We start from the raw sequence: 22352 nt of genomic DNA on the forward strand, positions 1-22352 counted from the left end.
TTGTTTAGTATTTAGTAAGTTCCTTCATCAATTGCTTCTGTCCGGTTACTTTATCGGCATGGATACAAGGGCCGGTTACACAACCGCCTTCACAGGCCATGACCTCGATAAACTGTGCCGGAGCTTTGCCTGTTTTGGCGTAGGCACGAAGCAAGGCGACGTTCTTTTTTGTCAGGTTGGCTACCTGTACGGCGTTCACCTGTTCCTCTTTCAAGTAGACTTTCACAGCGTTGATCACACCACCGCTCTGGGCGAAGCCATGCGCTTCACGCACAGAGTTGAAAAGGACAGAGAAAGGCTTTGCTTCCTCCACTTTGATGTCGAGTCCTTCCAGAATAGAGCCGATCTCTTCGAATGTCAATGTGAAATCGACAGCCGGATCCATCTTCACCTCCTTACGTTTGGCTACGCACGGGCCGATAAATACGATCTTGCAATCAGGATATTTCTCTTTGACAAGGCGTGCCGTATAATACATCGGAGAGCCTGTGGTAGAGATATATTTCTTCAGATCCGGGATGTGTTTTTCGGCTAGCTGAACGTATGAGGGACAACAACTGGTTGTCATGAAAGGTTGCCCTTCCTCCAGTTTTTCTTTCAGTTCTTCTGCTTCACGACGGGTAGTCTCCATCGCTCCCTGAGCGACTTCCACAATCTCCGTAAATCCCATCGCCTTGATCGCTCCATATACACTTTCTACCGGTGCACTGAACTGTGCCAGGATGGAAGGAGCCACAATAGCGACCATCTGCTCCTTATTGCGCAAACGTTGCAGGATATCGAACACCTGGGATATCTCGAAGATCGCCCCAAACGGACAGGCATTGATACATTTACCGCAGTAAATACATTTAGACTCGTCGATATGTTCCACACCGTATTCATCTTTGCTGATCGCTTTCACCGGACAAACCTCTTCACAGGGGATAGGAATATATACGATAGCATGGTAAGGACAGTTCTGATGACACTTACCACAACTGATACAGGTATCGTGGTCGATCCGGGCCTGTCCGTTCTTCTTGAACTGGATAGCGTCTTTCGGACAGTTCATATAACAGCTACGTGCCACACAGCCACGGCAAAGGTTCGTAATCTCATAGTTAACCTGTACACAGGACGAACAGGCTTCGTCGACTACGCACATCAGGTTATCTTTCTTATTCTCCGGACGAAGCAAGGCGCGTTTGGCATATTCCGACAAAGGTGTCAGTTCGTCTATCTCGTCCTGCATATCGAAGCCCAACAGGGGAAGCGTCTTATATTTCCATACGGCACGCTCCTTATGCACGCAGCAGCGGCCTATTACTTTCGATTTACGGGGACTCAATTCTATGGGCAGACGATCGATCTCGTCGAGCAAACGGTTTTCTTTCCAAAGTTTAACTAACTTCGCCATCAAGCCGTGGCGGACAATCATTACGTTGTTGGTAAATGCCATGGTGTATATTATTTGTGCTTTAAAAATGCAAAGATAGAGAAAGTTATTGAAATACTAACTGTACGTTTCTTCCAGAATTACGGAGGCACTATAAACATCGCCGCCAAAAGGAGGGTTCAGCTTCGAGAGTTTCAACTTAACAGCCAACAGTTGGGGAAATGCTCTTTTGAGCGCATGCAGGATTCGTCCGGCTACATGTTCGAGCAGCTTCGACGGAATGGCCATTTCTCCTTTCACGATCTCATATACTTCGGCATAATTTATTGTATCGTCCAAATCATCGCTGGCCAATGCTTTTTCAAGAGGTGCCGTCAGAAGAAGATTCACGACAAATGTGTTCCCGACACGTGTCTCCTGAGGCGACACTCCATGCCAGGCATAGAATTTCATGGTTTCCAGTTCTATTTGTACTGTCATTTTTCGTTATTTTATCTGTAAAAGTAGATAAAGAAGTCCTTTCTGCAAAAAAAATAGTCTATATTTGCGAGACAAGCAACAAAGTATTTATATGATGGGAATAAAACAGAAAGATGAAAATTCCGCCGGTGGCCTACATAACACCCTAGCCGCCGGAACAACCGTTAAAGGTAATATTATTACAGAAGCTGATTTCAGACTGGACGGTCAGGTTGAAGGAGATATCAACTGCAACGGAAAGATCGTGATCGGTCCCAAAGGACGTGTGGCCGGTAATATCGTTTCTGCCAATGCAGAGGTGCTCGGAGAAGTAGAAGGTTCCGTGCGTGTCAGTGAAAAGCTAGTGCTGAAAGCTACTGCCAATATTAAAGGAGATGTGTTTGCACAATCACTGGAGATCGAGCCGAATGCTCGCTTCAACGGGGTTTGCAATATGTCAGGGAAAAAGGCCTGAACCGATCACATCTACAAAAATAAAAGGGTATGCCCAAAACGCCTTCCGGTGTCTGGCATACCCTCCTTATTTCATGCTGCTTCGTTTAGAAGCCTACCTAATTCATAAGTTTGAAAACTTGTCCTTTGATCAATACAAGATAAATGCCTTTCGGGACATCCGTTTCGGTGACGTGTCCTAAGACGGTCAACGTCTTATGGAGGCGACCGTCTAACGTAATGATCCGTGCAACTTCCTTTGTTTCGCTATACAACCTCAACGTGCCCTTATAACTCCAAACCCGGACGGGTATATCGACATTGGCATTGGAAGTCGGAAGATCAGGCATGATGCCGGTGATCGAGATCGTCAGATCGCGAGAGATATCCGTAAGCATGTAGCGACCGTCAGCATCGAGCCGCAACGTCTCGTTGCCGGCTTTCACTATCGGGCTGGACTGGCTGTATTCGGTATCCAAAATCAGCGTGAAGCTGAAGCTACCACCCTCCTCTACCGTATAATCTCCGGCAACCGGATCCGTCGTGGCACCGACCACAGACGGCAAGGTGATCGTGTAACTGTCCACTGTTGGCGTGGGATCAGGTTTCGGCTCCGTTTTCGGTTCTACAGTCACCGTGCCATAAACGCTTAGCGTGGTTGAGACCGTTGTTCCGCCAATTTCTTCCCGTTTAATCAGGCAGCGATACTCATAAGTGCCTGGAGCGTTCAATGCCTCACTGTAATTATTCGTATAGGAAACGGCTTCCGGTTCGGTATCAAGCTTCATTGCTCGCGTAATCACCGGAGTCTGTTCTGGGCAGGTCGTTGGTTCGCCGATATCCGTCCATGTACCAGCGCTTCCGCGTTGCCATTGGAAAGTGACGGTTGCACCGGCCGGAACAGTTGCTTGCGCGCTCAAAGAGGTGGTTTCACCCGGTGTGATATTCTTATCCGCTTCTTCTTTTTTTAGCACGGAAAGAAACAAACTTTCGTCTTTACCCAGAACTTCCGTGATCAACCCGGTGTTGTCGATCAATGTGCCAGAATTGATAACCTTAGCTGCCAATGATACTTCTGCGGCATTATCACCCTTCTCGATGGTCACACAGCCATTATTGGTGAGCGTTCCGAGGTCGTTCGTTCCCGACAATTTGAGGATGACGTTTGCATCCTTGGTGATGGTCGTTCTGGCCTCAAGGGTTTCACTGCCTCCGCCATCCTCTTTCGGTTGAACAGTTACGTTGCCGATTTCCACGACTGCCGGTTTATTCCCCTCCGAGCCGGATGCGGAAATTTCCACCTTGTCCACGCTTGTGATTTCATCCGATCCACCCAATACGGTGGTGTCATTTTCGATATACAACGTGTCGAGACGGAACCGGGCAACCAGTTCGATGGATTCTCGTGCCAAGAACTGGTACTCTTCATTCGCCTTTATCTCCACCTGCGGAATGGAATCCAGCTTCTCCATCTCCTCATCCAGTCTCTTCATAACTTTCACTACATTTACCAAGGTTGCTCCCTTGCCGGGCTTAGGCATAATATGGAAAGTTCTTGCATTTGTAAAAATGATCGTGGTGTCGGCCTGGAAATCGTGTTTTTCCTGCACTTCCTCTTCTCCCGTCCAATAATAGCCCTCGAATGTGCCGGGACCTTCCACTTTCAGGGTAAGGGGGTATTCGATAACGGACGGTTTGTTTTTTTCTCCCAAGATCGGGAAACCGCCGTTTCGTTCCTCTTTACAAATCCAGAGTTTCCATGATATCTCGTCTTGAAGAAGCTTGTGTGCTTCGACTCCCTTATTCAAGGCATCCAATGCATCTTTCGGATCCGTGGCTTTGAAACAACCATCAATAGTTCCGTCTCCCGATTCGGCGACAAGTTCGCCGATAGATGGTTCCTTTGTGATTGTCAATTCAAGCGAAGTGCACTCCGCCTTATGAGACACAGGCTTGAAAAGATGAGAATAAGTATTCTCGATGCAAGCACCCGAGCGACAATTAACCGCAATCTCCCCTGCCCTGATAATTCCTCCGACATCATTAGTTTCCTCCCAACGGGGTTTCGTATATATCTCCTTCATACTTATCTCTCCGGTAAAATAGCAGTTTTGAATGACCTTGTAGTTAAACACCACCAATCCGGCATTACTGACAACGGAAGGATCTGTGAAGTCAGAGGTCAACGTGCTTTGTTCCACACCGCAGTTGACGATATATCCATTCACATTACTGCAAACAAGTCCGGAAGAACCGGAGTTTATCCTGCTATTATATTTTGTGTCTTTACTGTTGAATGTACCATTGACCACGAGATTAGCCAGAGTAGAAGCCGGTCTACTCGAAGAGCCTAGTTGTTGTATGAAAGTAGCACAAGCCTGATTCACTTTCAGGTTATAAATGCGGTGGTTCTGCCCATCCAAAAGCGCAGCAGAGAATACAAAGATAGGAACCCATTCATATCCGGTCATATCCAGGTTGGCGGTGATTCGGATTTCCGAAGCCTGGTTTATTTTATAGTAATCTGTCTGGGGAAGTTCGACCTCGAAGTCTTTATTCCAATAACCATTAATCGCAGTCATCAGCCAAAGCAGCCCTTCCGGCGTATTGATCTCATAATTGTATGGAATTTGCGTCCCGAAGACTGTCACATCTTTGCCATTCGGTCCTACGTCGGCCTTCAAAGCCTCTTCCCTGCCATAACCCGCGGGGGGTTCGCTATCAAGAGCCTTAACTTGTATCCTATCATATTTTTGTATGGCATCGTTTTTGTATTGCACGTCCGGCTGTAACTCCTGTGTCAATGTAAAGTAGCCATATCCCTTCTCCAACATGCTTTCCGGTGTAAGACCGACCGACGGGTCAATGTGGAAAGCACAATTATTATAAACACCCCCGCTAAGCTCAACCTCCGCATCTGCCAGGATCTGTATAGCCGCACGGACCGATTCATGTTCGGCAGCCGTAAATTCTCCACCTGTGATTCTCAGGCTGCCCCCTTCAATGATGACAGGCTTGTTGATTTTCTGTCCACTTATAGAGTAACTTGTAGCGTTAAAGTCCCCGCCATTTATGGTCACTTTTCCTTTTTTAGACTGAAGCCCGTAGAAAGTCCCTCCGTTGATGGTCAATTCGCCTTCTTCCACAGAGATAGAATTATAAAAAGTGCCATCATCGATAATCAGGCTACCACTTTTCAAGACATGAAAAGGCAGAGGGACCTGCCCGGTAAACGTCTTCCCGAATGTTCCGCCCGATATTTTCAATGTGCCACCTTCCGTCTGGACAATATAATCCGGGTAATAGGATGCCAAACTCCCGATTGGGTCGAAATCGTAATTTTTCAATGTCAGTTCTCCGCCAGTTTGGAGGATGGCATAAGGAATAGGAGTTACTTTCTCCGGCTGATTATAACGAGCAGACTCTATCGTCACCATTCCACCTTCAATGCGCATAGCCATCTTTTTCGAATTAATCGTTATACCAGACAAGGTGACATTTCCACTCGATATGACCATATCATGTGCCACACAGTCAGGGAAATGACCATCTGATCCCCCTACAATGTTCACATCTCCTTTAACTATAAGTTTAGAAATAGCATTACCGGTATTGTATTGCTTATACAGAATCGTTCCACCTGTAGCCTCAACAGTAATAGAAGTGCCCTGATAACCACCTATACTTTCAATGATTAACGTCCCACTCTTTAATTTTATATCGCTGATAGGGAGGCTATTCTCTGCAATAATGTTACCATTCTCATCGCGTATCGGTTCACGATGGAAATCTCCATTAATGGTTTCCTCCCCACCATCAATCGTACAAGAAAATGTGCTACCATTAGACACCCACACACCTTGCCCCCACACGGCGTGTGGCAAAAGCATCATCGCCCCCATCAGACAAAGCAGCCAGAGTCGGTATTTCTGTATTATTTGTTTCATAAGTAAATGCTTGTTTAAATTGTATAAGTTCTTTGATATTTGCGCAGGTTACGTCAATTGATCCGTTTCGTACCGCGCATATACGATTGTCGTATGCGCTCGTATACGGACATCGTATGTTCCCGTATACGACAGTCGTATGTGAGAGGATACGATCATCGTATACGAGCGCATACGGTGATCGCATAAAAAGTGTCATTCAATTACAGGGCGGTCATCCTCGCCGGTATCCCCCACTGTCAGCAGGTAAGGGAAACGGTTACGGCGTACGTCTTTCAACAATTGTTTGGTGTTGCCGCCATATTGGGAAGCTATTTCCAAATAGTATTTACCATCGGCCAATGCCGGGATAATGAAAGAGAAATAAGAAGGATCATTACGCGAAACGGCTGTCATCGGAACGGCTGTTTCTGCTTCGGTTTCTGAGTTGATAAAGAAGAAACCTACGGTGTTACCTCCAGTTCCCACTATCTTGACGCGCTTACCTTCACCGTTGAGAGTGTTGCCCGGGGTGATTTTAGCATTTATAGAACCAGAGAATACATCAGTCAGTTTAGTGACGGTCGGAAGGCCTTCCACTACTTCACCTACGATCACGTTGATACCTTTCATATCCGTTTTCACTTCTTTAATAGGCGTGCTGCGAAGGGTTACATTATTCTTTGCCGGATCGAATTTGGCTTTCGGGCCAATGAAGGGACCGTCTATTCCGAGCGAGTTGTTTGTCAAACCGAATTCTACAGTAGAACCGGAGTACAATTCTTCTTTGGCAGTGGTCTTCAAATCGTTGTGAGCTGCCAGTAATTCGGACGCTGTAAACTTACTTTTACCACTTGCTGCAATATTGCAGAGATCTTCAATAGAGCGATTTGCCACGTAAGTGACGTTAGCAGTGAAGTCGTCTTCACGCTCCGTCAGCATGTTAGCTACCAAGGTAGCAACGATACTTCGCTTTCTGGGTTCATTTGTTGCCATAGGCTTTGTCTGTTTTTGTGAGTTCTGTATGAACTCTGGCACCAGCCTTGAAAATTAAGCCCTAATTGTCATCATTCCTTTTGACAGTCTTATGAATATGAGATAGTATCAACTCATCTAAGTATGACCCGATTTACCTTATGATACCATAACGGTACCTCTTACAGAGAGGAAAAACAGGTAAATAGCAGTTTTTTTTACAGGAACCTTGATTATTCGCTATTATAAATGTAGCATTTGTCGATAATTCTTATCTTTGTTCATCATAACCAGAGTTCATACAGAACTAAGTTTTTTACTAAGAATATTACACAAACCTTATCATAAAGTATAAAAAAGAATTGTGTCGAAAGCGCTAAATAACACTTTCGACACAATCATCTGTGATATGTTTTCCGACGCTTATTCGTCCTGCGGAACGTTTATCGTCTCCCGGACTTTCTAATCAGTTCCGCTATTTTGTTGTTCAGGCTGTCTGTCTCGATCAGTTTCTCCAACGTGATGTGCATTCTGTAACACCAATAATGATTTGAATTGGACGGGACGTTGATACGTTCCGCCTCAAAATCTTTCCGCTTCACGGAATCGTCAATCGCAAACCAATCCTGCATAGGGATGATAGTCAGCATTGAATTTGTTGCCAGATGGTTGGTCACGATTTGTGTTGCCAGCTCTTCCGTACAGTCTTCCGGAGCGGTACCTTCATGTAATAACACTTCATTATAATAACGCTGTATCTTCTCACGATCTTCATGCCACCAGTTACGAAGCGGAGTCATATCGTGTGTCGACGTTGTGCAGACCGAATGATAGGGCAGGTTGAACATATCCGTAAACTCCCGCTGGGGTGTTTTCGGCATCCTTTCAATCTCCAGGCTGAGTATCTGTAGTTTATTCATTACATCAGGAACAGACTCGGGAATCATACCCAGGTCTTCACCACACACCAACATATTCGTACTTGCCACCAGAGGGGTCAGACGATTAAAGGCCTGTGTCTTCCAGTAATCGTTATGACGATGATAGAAAAACTCCCAGTATAACTGATCGAATGCATATCGGTCGGATGTGCTCAGTTCGCTGTACATATATGACTGACTGGCCGAAATGCGGGGATGGAATTTATCTTTCTCCTGCGGATCGCGCAGGAACAATACTTCATTGGCAATCGAGAACAGTCCCTCCTTTAAACGCAAAGAAGCTTCATCGGTCTTTCCGGCAAACAATGCTTCGATCTTCCGCTGTGTATCACAGAAAGATTTCAGTACAAAATGATTGGAAGAGGATTGGGCCAGATAAGTTCCTTCCACCTCTTCAGCCAGAATACCGAATAATTCCGGAAGGAATTTACGGTTTATATGAGGAGTGGTGAAACGGGCTTCATTGAAAGTAAATCCATACTGTTCGATCTCCTCTTTTGTCAGAGGGAGAGCTGGATTGAAATGACCGCACAATCCCTGTACATAATCCAACGGCACTTCCCATATACGGAAAAAGCCTAGTATATGATCAATACGGAAACTATCGAAGTAATCACTCATCTTATGAAAACGCCGTTTCCACCAGGAATAATTATCTTTCTCCATTGTTTCCCAGTTATAGGTCGGGAACATCCAGTTCTGACCGTTAACGGAGAAATCATCGGGAGGTGCACCGGCCTGACCGTTCATATTAAAATACTGCGGTTCTGTCCAGGCGTCGATACTGGTACGGTTCACCCCGATCGGCAGGTCGCCTTTCAGGACTATTCCGTTCTTACGGGCATAGTCGGATACAGATTTAAATTGCGTATGCAAAATGAATTGCAGGAAATAATAAAAAGATATTTCAGGATAAGCGCCGCTATCTTCCGAACAAAGTTCACGTATCTGCGACTTGTTGTACGTCGCATTATTTCCCCAGTTTGTAAAGTCGGAAGTCTTATATTTATCACGAAGATAACTGTATGCGGCATACGGCACTAACCAGGATTGACTTTGAGCAAAGAATTCCTGATATTCGGGACTGGCCATAATAGCAGAACCTTCCTGACTAAAGAATTCCCGACAATAAGCCAATTTATATTTTACTGCTTCTTCATAGTCGACAGCGTCCTTCGCATTCAGATCTTCCTGCTTTTCCCTGTAGAAAGCAACTCTTCCTGCATCCTTCAGTTCTCCCATCGAAGGCAGACTGATATACATGGGGTGAAGTGCATAAATTGAGATTGCACTGTACGGATAAGAGTCTCCTTTGGTATGACTCATTGTCGTATCATTCATCGGTAAAACCTGTATGATACGCTGGCGGGTTTTCTTTGCCCAGTCGACCAGCATACGCAGATCCCCGAGATCGCCAACTCCAAATCCTTGTTCGGAACGGAGAGAAAATACCGGGATCACTGTACCCGCACACCGCCATAAAGGAAGATTATCGCGGAAATAAAGTCCGGAGACAATGACGGTTTCTCCAAAATCCTGCGGAGGCAGGTCTAGTTTCCGGTTCTCGTCTTCTTCCCAGTATAAAGGCTGATGCTTATCGTTATCATAGACAAGGAATTTGTATTCCAGCGGATAGACTATATCATTCGCATCCAGGTCGATATGCCAATCGGGGAAGGTGTCGCAACTTAGGATCAAAGCTTTATCGGGATGCCAGTTTCCCAGACATTCCTGATTACCGGTGATGGCAACACTTTGGTTCTTCTCCACACGCGGGGCCGAGATTTTAATAGTCAGCCTCTTTCCGCTTTTGACAACCCGTTCATACGTATTACATGGATGGGCAAACAGACTTTTCGTGAAAGCAGAAGAATAGAAGGCCAGATTATTAGGACGTATCTGCCAATAGTCATACAAGGTGTAATGATTGGCATGTCCTTCAAATGTAACCTGATGGTTTTTCTCCCATTCTTCAAATACCTGCTTATCATTTATACTTAAAAAGTAACGATATTCTATAGTCTGCTGAGGCGATGTAAGTTCCAGATCCAGCTCAAGCTGCCAGTTTCCATCCCCTTTGTAGTTCATTTCCTTTGCCAAAGCAGGCTCCCATGAGCCAAGCTCCGGAATAGATCCTACTACACATAACTTCTGCCCCCAAATGGTATGGAAGTTGATATTAAAGGTGACTTTCATGTGTATCAAATTTAGTTCCAGCCACGAAGATATGAAAAATGCGGAGATTTCTCTCCGCATTCACTAAAAATATTTACGATGTTACACTTATCCACACTTTGATGCTCCACAGTTCGTGCAAATCAGACATCCTTCCTGGTAGATCAGGGTTTCCTGACCACAGTTAGGACATTTCTGTCCTTTTAGCTCGGTTCCATTCGGCAAGTATTTCTTCAAGGCACGTTCAACACCATTCTTCCAGGTATTGATAGACTCGTTGTTTAACTCCATTCCCTGAACCAGCTTGATTACCTGATCGATAGGCATACCATAACGCAATACACCGGAGATCAGTTTTGCATAGTTCCAGAACTCTGGGTCGAACTTACCATCCAGCCCTTCGATAGTCATCTTATAACCACGTTTGTTCTTGAACTGGAAGTCGTAATGTTTCTGTCCATCCTCATCATAACTCTTGATAATCGTACCTTTCGATACATTTTTCGGAAGCATGATACCTTCATCATCGTCTGCAAGACCAGTAAAAATCTCATAAGGACGTCCATTCAATAAGCCGACAAAGGCAATCCACTTTTCGCGGTTATTCTGGAACTTAACAACGTCTGCTTCCAACTCACGCGGACGAGTAGCAACAATAACAGGTGGCTGCATACAATTGCAATCATCCTTGTCCTTCTTCTTTTTCTCGGTTGATAACAATACACCCGAACGGGAACCGTCACGATAAACCGTACATCCTTTACATCCGCACTTCCATGCTTCAACATACAAAGAATCGACCAATTCTTCCGTTACGTCAGCCGGCAGGTTAATAGTCACACTGATAGAATGGTCTACCCATTTCTGGATACGTCCCTGCATACGGACTTTCTGCAGCCAATCAACATCATTGGATGTAGCCTTATAATAAGGTGACTTAGCAACCAGTTCGTCTATTTCTTCCTGGGTATATCTCTTGGATGCGGAATAACCATTGGCCAACATCCAGGTTACAAACTTATGATGGAATACTACATATTCTTCGAATGCATCCCCTGTTTCATCAACGAAGTCTACACGTGCTGCCGAATCATTCGGATTCACCTTACGACGACGTCTGTACACAGGAAGGAAGACCGGCTCGATACCGGAAGTCGTCTGTGTCATCAGACTGGTTGTTCCCGTAGGAGCAATGGTCAGACAGGCAATATTACGACGTCCGTATTTCATCATATCTTCATACAAGCCCGGATCGGCTTCACGCAGACGGTTGATAAACGGATTCTTTTCTTCACGTTTTGAATCATAGATCTCAAAAGCGCCACGTTCCTTAGCCATCATTACAGAAGAACGGTAAGCTTCCAAAGCCAGTGTCTTCTGAATTTCTTCAGCACATTCAGTAGCTTCTTCCGTACCATAACGTAGTCCCAGAGCTGCGATCATATCACCTTCTGCAGTGATACCCACACCGGTACGACGTCCCTGTAATGTTTTCTTCTGGATCTTTTCCCATAAATGACGTTCCGTTTCCTTCACTTCCATCGATTCCGGATCGGAATCGATCTTTTCAAGGATCTTTTCAATCTTTTCCGATTCAAGATCAATAATATCATCCATGATGCGCTGTGCCAATGCTACATGCTTTTTGAATAAGTCAAAATCAAAGTAAGCATCTTTTGTAAACGGATTCACAACGTATGAATAAAGATTGATTGCCAATAAACGACAGCTATCATACGGACAAAGTGGTATCTCGCCACAAGGATTAGTAGAAACCGTACGGAAGCCCAGGTCGGCATACGTATCGGGAACCGATTCACGTAAAATAGTATCCCAGAACAAAACACCTGGCTCGGCAGACTTCCATGCATTATGTATAATCTTCTTCCATAAAGCCGAAGCATCTATTTCTTTTTTAGTGGTAGGATTTTCCGAATCAATAGGATATTGCTGCGTATATGGAGTTCCGCTAACTACGGAATTCATAAAATCATCATCTATTTTTACTGATACGTTTGCACCGGTTACTTTACCTTCTGTCATCTTCGCATCGATAAAGGATTCAGAATCCGGATGCTTAATCGACACACTCAACATCAATGCACCACGACGTCCGTCCTGTGCCACTTCGCGTGTAGAATTAGAGTAACGTTCCATGAACGGCACCAACCCGGTAGAAGTAAGAGCCGAGTTTTTAACAGGAGATCCTTTCGGACGAATATGAGACAAATCATGTCCGACACCTCCACGACGCTTCATCAACTGAACCTGTTCTTCATCAATCCGGATAATTGCACCATATGAATCGGCTTCTCCATCCAATCCTATCACAAAACAATTAGAGAGTGAGGCAATCTGATAATCATTGCCTATCCCCGTCATCGGACTTCCCTGCGGAACGATATAGCGGAAATGATCAAATAATTCAAAAAGCTCCTGTTCCGACAGCGGATTAGGATACTTCTTTTCTACACGGGCAATTTCTTTTGCCAACCGGTGATGCATATCATTAGGGGATTCCTCATAAATATTCCCGAATGCATCTTTCAAAGCATACTTGTTTACCCATACTTTCGCGGCAAGCTCGTCGCCCGTAAAGTAGTCCAGTGAAGCCTTAAATGCTTCATCGAATGTGTAAGTTTTATGGTTCACGATAATTACTGTATTTAATAATAGTGCAAGTTTAAGAATACTTTATTTATTAACCAAATTATTCAACAACTAAAATCGAAACAGACAACAAGTTTTCCATTTCAAACCAGATCACCAATGAATATCAATATATTAGCTTTTTAATTATCAAACAAAGTTTTCCAAAACGAAAACCTATCACTCTCACAGGTTATCCAAGAACAGAAAAGGATGCCATACAAAATGACATCCTTTCAGACTATATTTTAAGGATTTCTTAGCCTTTCAACTTAACTTCGATTTCTTCGACAGACGACCGGAAAGATTTGCTCGTTTCCATCTGATCCTTGATTGTTTTGCAGGCATGCAAAACGGTGGCATGATCTTTTTTACCTACTATCTTTCCGATATGGGAAAATGAACAATCGGTATACTTTTTGGCAAGATACATCGTAATCTGACGAGCCTGCACAATTTCACGCTTTCTGGAACGCGTCTGAATAACTGACTGATCTAAATTAAAGTAATTACATACAATTTCCTGAATCATCTGAACAGACAACTGCTTCTTTTCAAGACGAACCGCCTGACTAACCACACGTTTGGTCAAAGGCAAATCTATTTCCTTATTATTAATAACAGCATTTGCCATCAGAGAAACAAGAATACCTTCCAGGTCACGAACATTTTCCGTTACGTTATTGGCAATAAAGTTGAATACTTCATCCGGGATAACGATTCCGTCATGATTAATCTTGTTTTTAAGAATCTTCTTTCTCAAATCAAGGTCCGGACGACTCAATTCAGCAGTCAAGCCCCATTTCAAACGAGTAATCAAACGCTCCTCCATTCCTTGTAAGTCTACTGGAGCCTTATCGGATGTAAGGATCAACTGTTTTCCCAACTGGTGAAGGTGATTAAATATATGGAAGAATGTGTTCTGTGTTTTATCCATACCGATCAACTCCTGGATATCATCCAATAGCAAAACATCGATATTCTGATAAAAGTTCAGGAAGTCATTCGTCGTATTCTTACGGATCGCATCAGTAAACTGTACACGGAAAAGATGAGACGAAACATATAACACCTTCTTCTCAGGATGAAGTTCACGGATACGTGTTCCTATGGCATGACACAAATGTGTTTTACCTACCCCTGAAGGGCCAAAGATAAATAATGGATTAAACGTTGTCTTTCCAGGATTCTGAGCAACAGCTTCTCCCGCAGTACGTACTAATTTATTACTGGTTCCTTCAAAATAGTTTTCAAAGTTATATTTGGGATTCAATTGAGGATCCAAATCCTGAGGTGCAGTTTGTACAAATGGACTAGGAGCCTTATTCGCATCTTTGGGAGTTATTTTCTTTACAGCTACTGAACCATTTTCTGCCGGATAATCTACCGTACCACCAGTCGTCTTATCTACCATAACACGGTAATTAAGAATCGTACCCTGACCGATAACACGATATAATGTAACCTTTAATACATTTACGTATTTCTCTTCAAGATACTCATAAAAAAACTGGCTCGGTACCTGAATCGTAAATTTGTTATCCTCATACGATAGAGGTATGATCGGCATGAACCATGTGTTAAAAGCGGCCTCTGGCACGATGTCTTTTATAACAGCGAGGCATTTATTCCACAATGTCTGATATTCAGTTTGCATGATTTATTACTCTCCCAACTATAGCTTTTATATTTCTTTCCGACTACAAAGTTTAGAAATTAATTCGGAAAAAAAAAGCTCCGAATTATTTGGTTCTTTTGAATGTTTAATATCCCATTTAGCATCAGGCAGTTACAAGAAATACATCTGATTAACAAGCACTTAGCATTCACTATATTCAAGAGCCCTTTATTTTGGGGCATTTTTACTATCCCCACTTTACCCCCTTTCCCTATGCAAAAAGACTCCGATATCAGGTTATTCCCCTCTATCTAAAGGCCTTAAGCCTATCTGAAATTAGGTTTGTATATTTTTTTCTTTAATTGGAATAATTCTAAATAACATTAGATGTTTTAATATTCCTTTCAGTTAAAAAACAGAAAAATGAACATATCTTTTCGGATTCTTTTTCAAGTCTATTAATAAATTGGAAGCATTCACCATGGTGCTATCCAGATTATCATATAAACTCCTGTCATTCAACAACAATCCCAAGCTATTATCTTTTTGATTCAGCTTATCAGTAGTAAGCTTAAGATTAGCCAATGTTGCATTTATCGAGTTAACTGTTGTAGCCAGATCCAATTCTTTCAGCCCGGCACTGACCTCATTAAAATTACCTGTTATCACTTTCAGATCCGATACAATTCCGGGAACGTCTTTGCTCAGTAAGGCATTCAACTGACGAGTGGAAGCTTCCAGGTTACCAGTTGTCTTCTCAATATGATTTAGGGACTGGGCGATTGCCGGATGAGCAATCAACGTTTGCAGACCTCCCAAGATCGAATCTATCTTAGGTAACAGATCTGCCACACTAGGTAGAATTTTCTCTTGTACAGCCTGCATCATATCTTCTTCCATCCGTCCTTCAAGCGTAGCTCCAGGCTTCAGGTAATCTTTTACATACTTATTCAGGTGAATATGAAGTTCTCCTCCACTCAGTAAGGTCTTAATAATTGTAATATAGCTACCCGAAGTTAGCTTCATCTCATCATCCAAACTGATCTCAACAGTTATTTTATCCGTATTTTCATAATCATAGACAATACTCCTAACCAATCCGACTTTAAAACCATCAATAAAAACAGGACTGGAAACAGTAACGTCCTTCACATTATGAAATGTAACAAAATAATGATTTACCGGCTTGAATAAATTTATTCCTTTCAGATAATTAATCCCGAAATACAGCAACGCCAGACTGATAATACTTACGAGTCCGATTTTTGCCTCTTTGGTCAGTATATTTTTCATCCCTTTAAATTATATGTTTCTTTATTTAATATTTTACCTTTTTGCCATCTTTAAAGGCTACGATAAACGCATCTTTAAAGTCTTTAGCGACCTGTCGGCGTAACTTCCTGATCGAATCAAAATCCGTTGTTTCGCCATAAGTATATTTATAAATTCCTTTTTCAACAAAGAAGTTCACATTCTTATATCCTTTAAACACTTTTGCCCCCGGAGAAAGTTTTTTATCGGAGGTAAGAATTTGCACTTTATAAATTATTTTACCTGTCGTATCTGACTTTTCCCTGGACGACACCGTAGTCTGAGTCCGTTTTCTTTGTGAAGATGAATTTTTCTTTTTGTTAAGAATATCCACCTCACTCCCTACCGGAGCATCAGAAAGATCGGTTCGTGTCTTCTTATCTTCACTCAACGCCGGAATATTACGGGTTTCTGATGATACAACCGAACTATTTGCACCGACAGAGACACCTCCCTGTTTTCTGTCATATTCCTTTTTGTATTTCGTAAAAGCAGCACTAAGAGCACTGGCCAGTTTATTCTGTCCATCCGACGACTTCATAAAACGTTCCTCTTCCCGGTTGGAGATATAACCAAGTTCTACCAGAACACTAGGCATACTTGTTTTCCTTAAAACCAGAAAACCTGCTTGCCTCACACCTCTGTCACCACGATTGGCCGAGGTGAAACACTTCTGAATTTCAGAAGCCAGGCTGATACTCTGTTCCATATGCTTATTCTGCATAAACTCGAATATGATATATGACTCGGAAGAATTGGGATCGAACCCTTCATATTTCTGCAGATAATTATCTTCTAATAAGATAGCTGAGTTTTCGCGCATAGCAACAGCCAGGTTCTCATCCGTACGGGCCAAACCTAAGGTATAAGTTTCAGTACCGCGGGCTGTACTTCCTTTTTTAACGGAGTTTGTGTGTATCGAGATAAACAGGTCGGCCTTATTCCGGTTGGCGATGTTGGCACGTTCATCCAGTTCTATGAAACGGTCGGTCTTGCGGGTATAAATAACTTTTACATCGTCATGGTTGGCAGAGATCTTCTCCCCCAGCTTTAGAGCGACCGACAGGTTTATCGCCTTCTCATCAATAACAGTACCGCGTGCACCAGGGTCTTTTCCCCCGTGACCGGCATCGATCACGACAGTAAACGTTTTCTCCTTTGCCTGAACTCCAGACAAGGAAAGAAACAGGGCTATCAGCAAAATTATATATAGAAAAGATCTTTTTGCCACTTTATACTTTTATTGCAAATTCGGGGCAAATGTAGCATTTTTTTACTGATTACGAGAAGTCTTTTTCTATAAATAATTGGTCGTCTCTTGTTTACAGTAAAGAGAAAGCCATATTATGGAAATGACTTTCCCTGCGGATTGGAATCCTCTGCAAGCTGTTAGCCCATAAAAGTTTCTTTCCGATGGGATATTTTCCCCACTGCAATGGGGTATTTCCCCCACTTGCACGGGGCATTATCCCCATAAATATGGGGATTTTTCCCCACCAATAGAAACATTCTGGGTAAATAGTCATAATAAAGTTTAATCTAGTTGGCTAACAGCACTCGCATATCCACCGAATAAGCTGGAATCAAATCCACTTAATTAGTAGGCTGCACTTTCTTTATCGTCCCATCCGGATTAAAGTCCATACGATCGATACAGACCTCGCGGTGTGTGCCAGGACTTTCATTCAGGTAATTTTTATTTATACGATGATATATGATATACCATTCATCCGTACCGGGGATTTGCAGAACCGAGTTATGAGCCGGACCGTATATTCCCTTTGCCGGGTTCTGAATCAATATAACCGGATCATCAGCTACCGAAATAGGACCTAGCGGAGATTTGGACGTACCATAAGCAAGATGATAATTAGGCGATCCGGTATCGTCTACCGACCACAAAAAATAATAAAGTCCGTTCCGATAAAACACATAAGGAGCCTCACGATAAGCATAATCCTGCAAAGTTCCTCCTTCGGGAGTCATCACGGTAATTGTTTTCTCTTTAAGAGAAGTCATATCTTTATTAAGTTCGGCTCCTGCCATATAACCATTGCCCCAATAAATATAGGGTTTGCCCGATACAGGATCGGTAAAGACATCGACATCGATCTGCTGCCCATGACCGACAGGAGACGATGTAATAATAGGATGTCCCAAATCAACAAAAGGACCTGCTGGCAAATCGGCAATGGCAACACCAATCTGTTTACCACTATCATCATTCGGATTGCCGCTATAATAAAAGAAGTATTTATATTTCCCGTCTACTAGTTTTTCTTCTATACAGGGTGCCCAGGCATTCCCGTTAGCCCAGGAGACCTGCTCGGATTTCAAATCGAGCATGGTTCCCTCGTCTGTCCAGTCTTTCAGGTCATCAGACGAGAAAACATTGAAACTCCAACCACCCCATCCGTCATGTCCATCCGTTGTCGAATAGATATAATATTTCTTTGTCTGTTGGGAATATAAGATTTCAGGATCGGCATGGAAACCAGGTAAGATTGGGTTATTGGGTAATTCACCCAGTTCGGCAGGCTTCCCCCATTTAGTAGTGATACGTCTTAATTCATCCCGGGTAATAGGAATGATCGTTCCATGACGCGGATGAAAATTCATATTGACTTCACTGTCTATTACTTTGAAGTTCTTCAAATCAGTTGTTTCTGTGAACTGATATTTGCCGGAAGTATAAACATCATACATCAAAATATATTTGTCCTGATTAATCAGTTTAAAAGTGCCGGCACCCTCCACTGGTTTGTCCGTCTGCTGCTTATAATCTGGTTCTTCCTTCCATTGACCGGATGTAAGTGAACGAGTGGTAGCGACTTTGATACCGTTTCCATGCCCTTCCGTTTTATAGAATAAATGATAGATACCTCCTTTATAAACAATATCTCCATCTATACAAGACAGCTTATTTTCGGGTATGAACAACGGCTTAGGTTCTTCTTCCAGATCCGTAAAGTCGTTATTCGCATAAGCATAATAAATAACATCCGGACCATCTCCATATTTCATCGACCAATACACCATATACTTTCCGGCTTCCGGATCAAAGACGGTTTGAGGAGCCCACACTCTTTTCAGCTTTTCCTGCCCGGCATAGCGTTTCTGCATATTGATCACTGAATGAGACCAATTTACCAAGTCGGTAGATTTCAGTAAAACCATTGCTCGGTTGGAATCCCAACCATTATCAGAGACCATGTCGGTCACAACCATATAAAATGTTTTACCATCCTCAGAACGTAAAATATGAGGATCACGGACACCACCGGTAGAACTGATCAGTTTAGAATCGATCACCGGTTTATTATCATTCAAAGCCCAGTAATTATATCCATCCATACTCACCGCAAAACAGATAGCTTCCTGGCTGATATGATTTCCCGTAAAATAGGTAAACAAATACGCTACATAATCTTTTTCAAAAACTCTATCCGACGCAGATTGTGACTGAACGATCCACGGCAACAAACAACTAAACAGCAGTAAATAAATTCGGTTTCTCATGTTATTAATATCCTTTGGTTTTAACAATAATCTTAATGACAAGCACAAAAGTACAATATACATTTAATAGAGAAGGGGGAGAAATTAAGCAAAAAGGGAGACTTTTCAGTCAAAAAGAAGGGAGAAAGGCAATCTAAGAACAAAAAAGGGCAGTTCGTCATGGAACTACCCTTTTAACTTTATATCGTTTACTGAATTATTCAGAAACCACTTCGAAAGGAATTTCAACAGAAACTTCTTTGTGAAGTTTAAGAATAGCTTTATAGCTACCAACTTCCTTAACAGCTTCTTTGATATAGATAATCTTACGTTCTACTTCGAAACCAGCCTTTGCCAAAGCTTCAGCAACCTGGATATTCGTTACAGAACCAAAGATTGTACCTGTTGAGCTGGTCTTTGCACCGATAGTCAATGCAACACCTTCCAACTTAGCAGCCAATGCCTGAGCATCTTCTTTGATCTTAGCCAATTTGTGAGCACGTTGTCTCAGGTTTTCAGCTAATACTTTCTTAGCAGACTCAGAAGCGATTACTGCCTTACCCTGGGGGATTAGAAAGTTACGTCCGTAACCGTCTTTTACTGTTACGATATCGTCCTTGTAACCTAAGTTGATTACGTCTTCTTTCAAAATAACTTGCATATTCTGTCTCCTCTCTTTTTATTATTTCATTAAATCGGTTACGTAAGGAAGCAACGCCAGGTGACGAGCTCTTTTTACTGCCTGAGCGATACGACGCTGGAACTTCAAAGAGGTACCAGTGATACGACGCGGAAGAATTTTACCCTGTTCGTTCAGGAATTTCTTCAGGAATTCAGGATCTTTGTAATCGATATACTTGATACCGTTCTTTTTGAAACGGCAATATTTCTTTTTCTTAACGTCTACTGAAGGCGGAGTTAAATATCTGATTTCTGATTGAGTTGCTGCCATGATTAATTCTCCTTTACTGTTTCTTTAGATGATTTCAGATTTCTTCTCTTAGCGGCATATTCTGCTGCATATTTGTCCTGGCGGAAAGTCAGGAAGCGGATCACACGTTCGTCACGACGGAAGTTAACTTCCAGAGTAGCGATAGTTTCCGGATTTGCCTTGAATTCAACCAGCTGATAGAAGCCTGTTGTTTTCTTGTCGATAGGATAAGCTAATTTGCGCAATCCCCAATTTTCTTCGTTCACGATTTCAGCACCCTGTTCTTTCAAGATGTTCGTGAATTTTTCTACCGCTTCCTTCATCTGTGCGTCAGACAAAACGGGAGTTAAAATGAAAACGGTTTCATAATTGTTCATAAAACGCTGTTTTATATTGTTAGTACTTAAAAATTTGCGGGGCAAAGGTAAGGAGTTTTTTTTATTCTGCAAACTTTGTTTCAAAAAAAGCTATATCAGGACGAACTTCACGCCCATCAAAATCGACGGGATAAAGTGCACCTTCATTTTCAAGACGAATAATCATACGGCGAAGCATATCAAGAGTCTTTTCTGGATTCAAGGCTGATATTTCTTTTTGTTCTCCCGGATCTTCTACCAGATTGTACAAAAGACAATCCGGTCGCTCAGGATGTTCAGGGTTATAATAATAAACCAGCTTCCACTCCCCTTCCCGATAAACCGTAAAATAACTGCCGCGATGGTTATGAGGAAAATGCATTAAAAAACAGTCCTCCCGTGTACGATCTGCCTTTCCTGTCAGAAGCGTTCTCAAATCTTGTCCGTCGACAGGATAAGAATCCGGGATTTCTGCTCCGGCAAAAGTAGCCAAAGTTGGCAAAACATCCATTACAGTTCCCATTTGTGTCTGCACAGCCCCTTCCGCCAGAGGATATTGTTTTTGCCATTTATTAGATTTATCAGGTTTTACCCAGGCTACAATACAAGGGACACGCATGCCTCCCTCAAACTCGGCTCCCTTTTTCCCCCGAAGCGGAGCAGAAGAAGAATATTCTCGGGAAGGACCGAGCGGAGCGTCAGATCCGTTATCCCCTAAAAAGAAAATCAATGTATTCTCCGCAACTCCCAAAGAGTCGAGATGATCCATCATATCTCCAAGTGATTTATCCATTCCTTCGATCAGTGTGGCAAAAGACTTTGCATCTGCCGGTTTATCAGACGATTCATAATGAGCCGAAAAGCGACTATCTGTTTCAAATGGACCATGAACAGCATAATGGGACATATAAAGAAAAAAAGGCTCTTTCTCCGCTACAGCCTGATCTATCTGTGCATTTGCTTCAATGGTCAGTGCCTCCGTCAAGAAAGTGTCCGTGCCATGGTATTTTTCCAAATCTGGAACAGCACGTAGCTTATTACCTTTTATATATCCATACCCAGATTCACCATAATAACTACCGGGAGAACCAATGGAAGATCCTGCTATTGCCACATCAAAACCAAGATTCTGAGGGATCTCCCCTTCGCTTCCCTTACAACCGAAGTGGGCTTTCCCTACATGAATTGTCCGGTACCCTTGTTTTTGGAGTAATCGGGGCAATGTCAGATTGTTCGTTTTCAGACCTTCCCAATTCCAATTGTAAGGGCCGTATTGATCACGATTATTAGACTCGGCTTTGATCCAGTTCGTTGTATGATGCCGTGTAGCATTCTGGCCTGTCATTATCGAAGCACGTGAAGGAGAACTCACACTTTGGGCATAAAAAGTAGAAAAACGTATTCCCCGTTGTGCCAGTCTCTCCATATTCGGTGTCCGATACCAATCATTCAAAGGGTAACGAACCGGATTTCCATTATTATCTGTCAGAAAAGGAAGCGACGTATCCATTACTCCCATATCATCAACCAGGAATATTATTATATTAGGATGTTCCTGAGCCCTAATCAACTGAGTCGACAGAATCAATCCTCCCATCAATAGACTTTTCATATTATTCAAAATTTCACTTATTTATACTGAAAAGTAACTTTAATCAATTAAGCTTTTCTAAAAGGGTCTT

The 22352-nt window shown here is 42.8% G+C and carries 16 protein-coding genes; 1 reads left to right on the forward strand and 15 read right to left on the reverse strand.

Annotation, left to right across the window (positions count from 1 at the left end; translation table 11 throughout):
* Positions 1-4: 4 nt before the first annotated feature.
* Together BQ7394_RS18275 and folB are read right to left on the reverse strand one after the other, a co-directional pair.
* Positions 5-1441, reverse strand: a complete 1437-nt coding sequence (locus tag BQ7394_RS18275; protein WP_075558729.1) for a monomeric [FeFe] hydrogenase — start codon at positions 1439-1441, stop codon at positions 5-7.
* 54 nt (positions 1442-1495) lie between these two features.
* Positions 1496-1858 (reverse strand): dihydroneopterin aldolase, encoded by a 363-nt coding sequence (gene folB / locus BQ7394_RS18280; protein ID WP_075558730.1) that lies wholly within the window; start codon positions 1856-1858, stop codon positions 1496-1498.
* Positions 1859-1952: 94 nt separating this feature from the next.
* Between folB and BQ7394_RS18285 the strand changes: the two genes are divergently transcribed.
* Positions 1953-2312 (forward strand): bactofilin family protein, encoded by a 360-nt coding sequence (locus BQ7394_RS18285; RefSeq protein WP_210436550.1) that lies wholly within the window; start codon positions 1953-1955, stop codon positions 2310-2312.
* A 97-nt stretch (positions 2313-2409) separates the two neighbouring features.
* On the opposite strand, the gene BQ7394_RS18290 is transcribed toward BQ7394_RS18285, so the two are convergent.
* The 13 genes from BQ7394_RS18290 to BQ7394_RS18345 form a co-directional block, all read right to left on the reverse strand.
* Positions 2410-6237 (reverse strand): hypothetical protein, encoded by a 3828-nt coding sequence (locus BQ7394_RS18290; protein WP_075558732.1) that lies wholly within the window; start codon positions 6235-6237, stop codon positions 2410-2412.
* A 195-nt stretch (positions 6238-6432) separates the two neighbouring features.
* Positions 6433-7212: a DUF4469 domain-containing protein gene (locus BQ7394_RS18295; RefSeq protein WP_075558733.1), complete on the reverse strand. Its 780-nt coding sequence runs from the start codon at positions 7210-7212 to the stop codon at positions 6433-6435.
* A 422-nt stretch (positions 7213-7634) separates the two neighbouring features.
* Positions 7635-10328 carry a 4-alpha-glucanotransferase gene (locus BQ7394_RS18300; protein ID WP_075558734.1) on the reverse strand — a complete coding sequence of 898 codons (2694 nt, stop codon included), beginning with the start codon at positions 10326-10328 and terminating at the stop codon, positions 7635-7637.
* 87 nt (positions 10329-10415) lie between these two features.
* Positions 10416-12959: an adenosylcobalamin-dependent ribonucleoside-diphosphate reductase gene (locus BQ7394_RS18305; protein ID WP_075558735.1), complete on the reverse strand. Its 2544-nt coding sequence runs from the start codon at positions 12957-12959 to the stop codon at positions 10416-10418.
* A 256-nt stretch (positions 12960-13215) separates the two neighbouring features.
* Entirely contained in the window at positions 13216-14613 is a 1398-nt protein-coding gene (gene dnaA, locus BQ7394_RS18310) for a chromosomal replication initiator protein DnaA (RefSeq protein WP_075558736.1), read from the reverse strand.
* A 369-nt stretch (positions 14614-14982) separates the two neighbouring features.
* Positions 14983-15867, reverse strand: a complete 885-nt coding sequence (locus BQ7394_RS18315) for an MlaD family protein (protein ID WP_075558737.1) — start codon at positions 15865-15867, stop codon at positions 14983-14985.
* A 25-nt stretch (positions 15868-15892) separates the two neighbouring features.
* Positions 15893-17116, reverse strand: a complete 1224-nt coding sequence (locus tag BQ7394_RS18320) for an N-acetylmuramoyl-L-alanine amidase family protein (RefSeq protein WP_075558738.1) — start codon at positions 17114-17116, stop codon at positions 15893-15895.
* 91 nt (positions 17117-17207) lie between these two features.
* Positions 17208-17360, reverse strand: a complete 153-nt coding sequence (locus tag BQ7394_RS26090; RefSeq protein ID WP_154674746.1) for a hypothetical protein — start codon at positions 17358-17360, stop codon at positions 17208-17210.
* Between the two features lie 118 nt (positions 17361-17478).
* The gene (locus BQ7394_RS18325) at positions 17479-19404 is read right to left on the reverse strand and encodes a glycoside hydrolase family 43 protein (RefSeq protein WP_075558739.1); all 1926 of its coding nucleotides are present in this window, start codon (positions 19402-19404) and stop codon (positions 17479-17481) included.
* A 196-nt stretch (positions 19405-19600) separates the two neighbouring features.
* Positions 19601-20044: a 50S ribosomal protein L9 gene (rplI, locus tag BQ7394_RS18330; protein ID WP_075558740.1), complete on the reverse strand. Its 444-nt coding sequence runs from the start codon at positions 20042-20044 to the stop codon at positions 19601-19603.
* A 21-nt stretch (positions 20045-20065) separates the two neighbouring features.
* On the reverse strand, positions 20066-20335 hold the full coding sequence (rpsR, locus tag BQ7394_RS18335; RefSeq protein ID WP_007654155.1) for a 30S ribosomal protein S18: 270 nt from the start codon (positions 20333-20335) through the stop codon (positions 20066-20068).
* A gap of 2 nt (positions 20336-20337) precedes the next feature.
* Positions 20338-20691, reverse strand: a complete 354-nt coding sequence (gene rpsF / locus BQ7394_RS18340) for a 30S ribosomal protein S6 (protein WP_028726943.1) — start codon at positions 20689-20691, stop codon at positions 20338-20340.
* A gap of 61 nt (positions 20692-20752) precedes the next feature.
* A complete protein-coding gene (locus BQ7394_RS18345; RefSeq protein ID WP_075558741.1) occupies positions 20753-22282 on the reverse strand; it encodes a sulfatase in 1530 nt (509 codons plus the stop codon).
* Between the last annotated feature and the right edge of the window lie 70 nt (positions 22283-22352).

The organism is Parabacteroides timonensis (assembly GCF_900128505.1).
GTDB classification, from domain to species: Bacteria; Bacteroidota; Bacteroidia; order Bacteroidales; family Tannerellaceae; genus Parabacteroides; species Parabacteroides timonensis.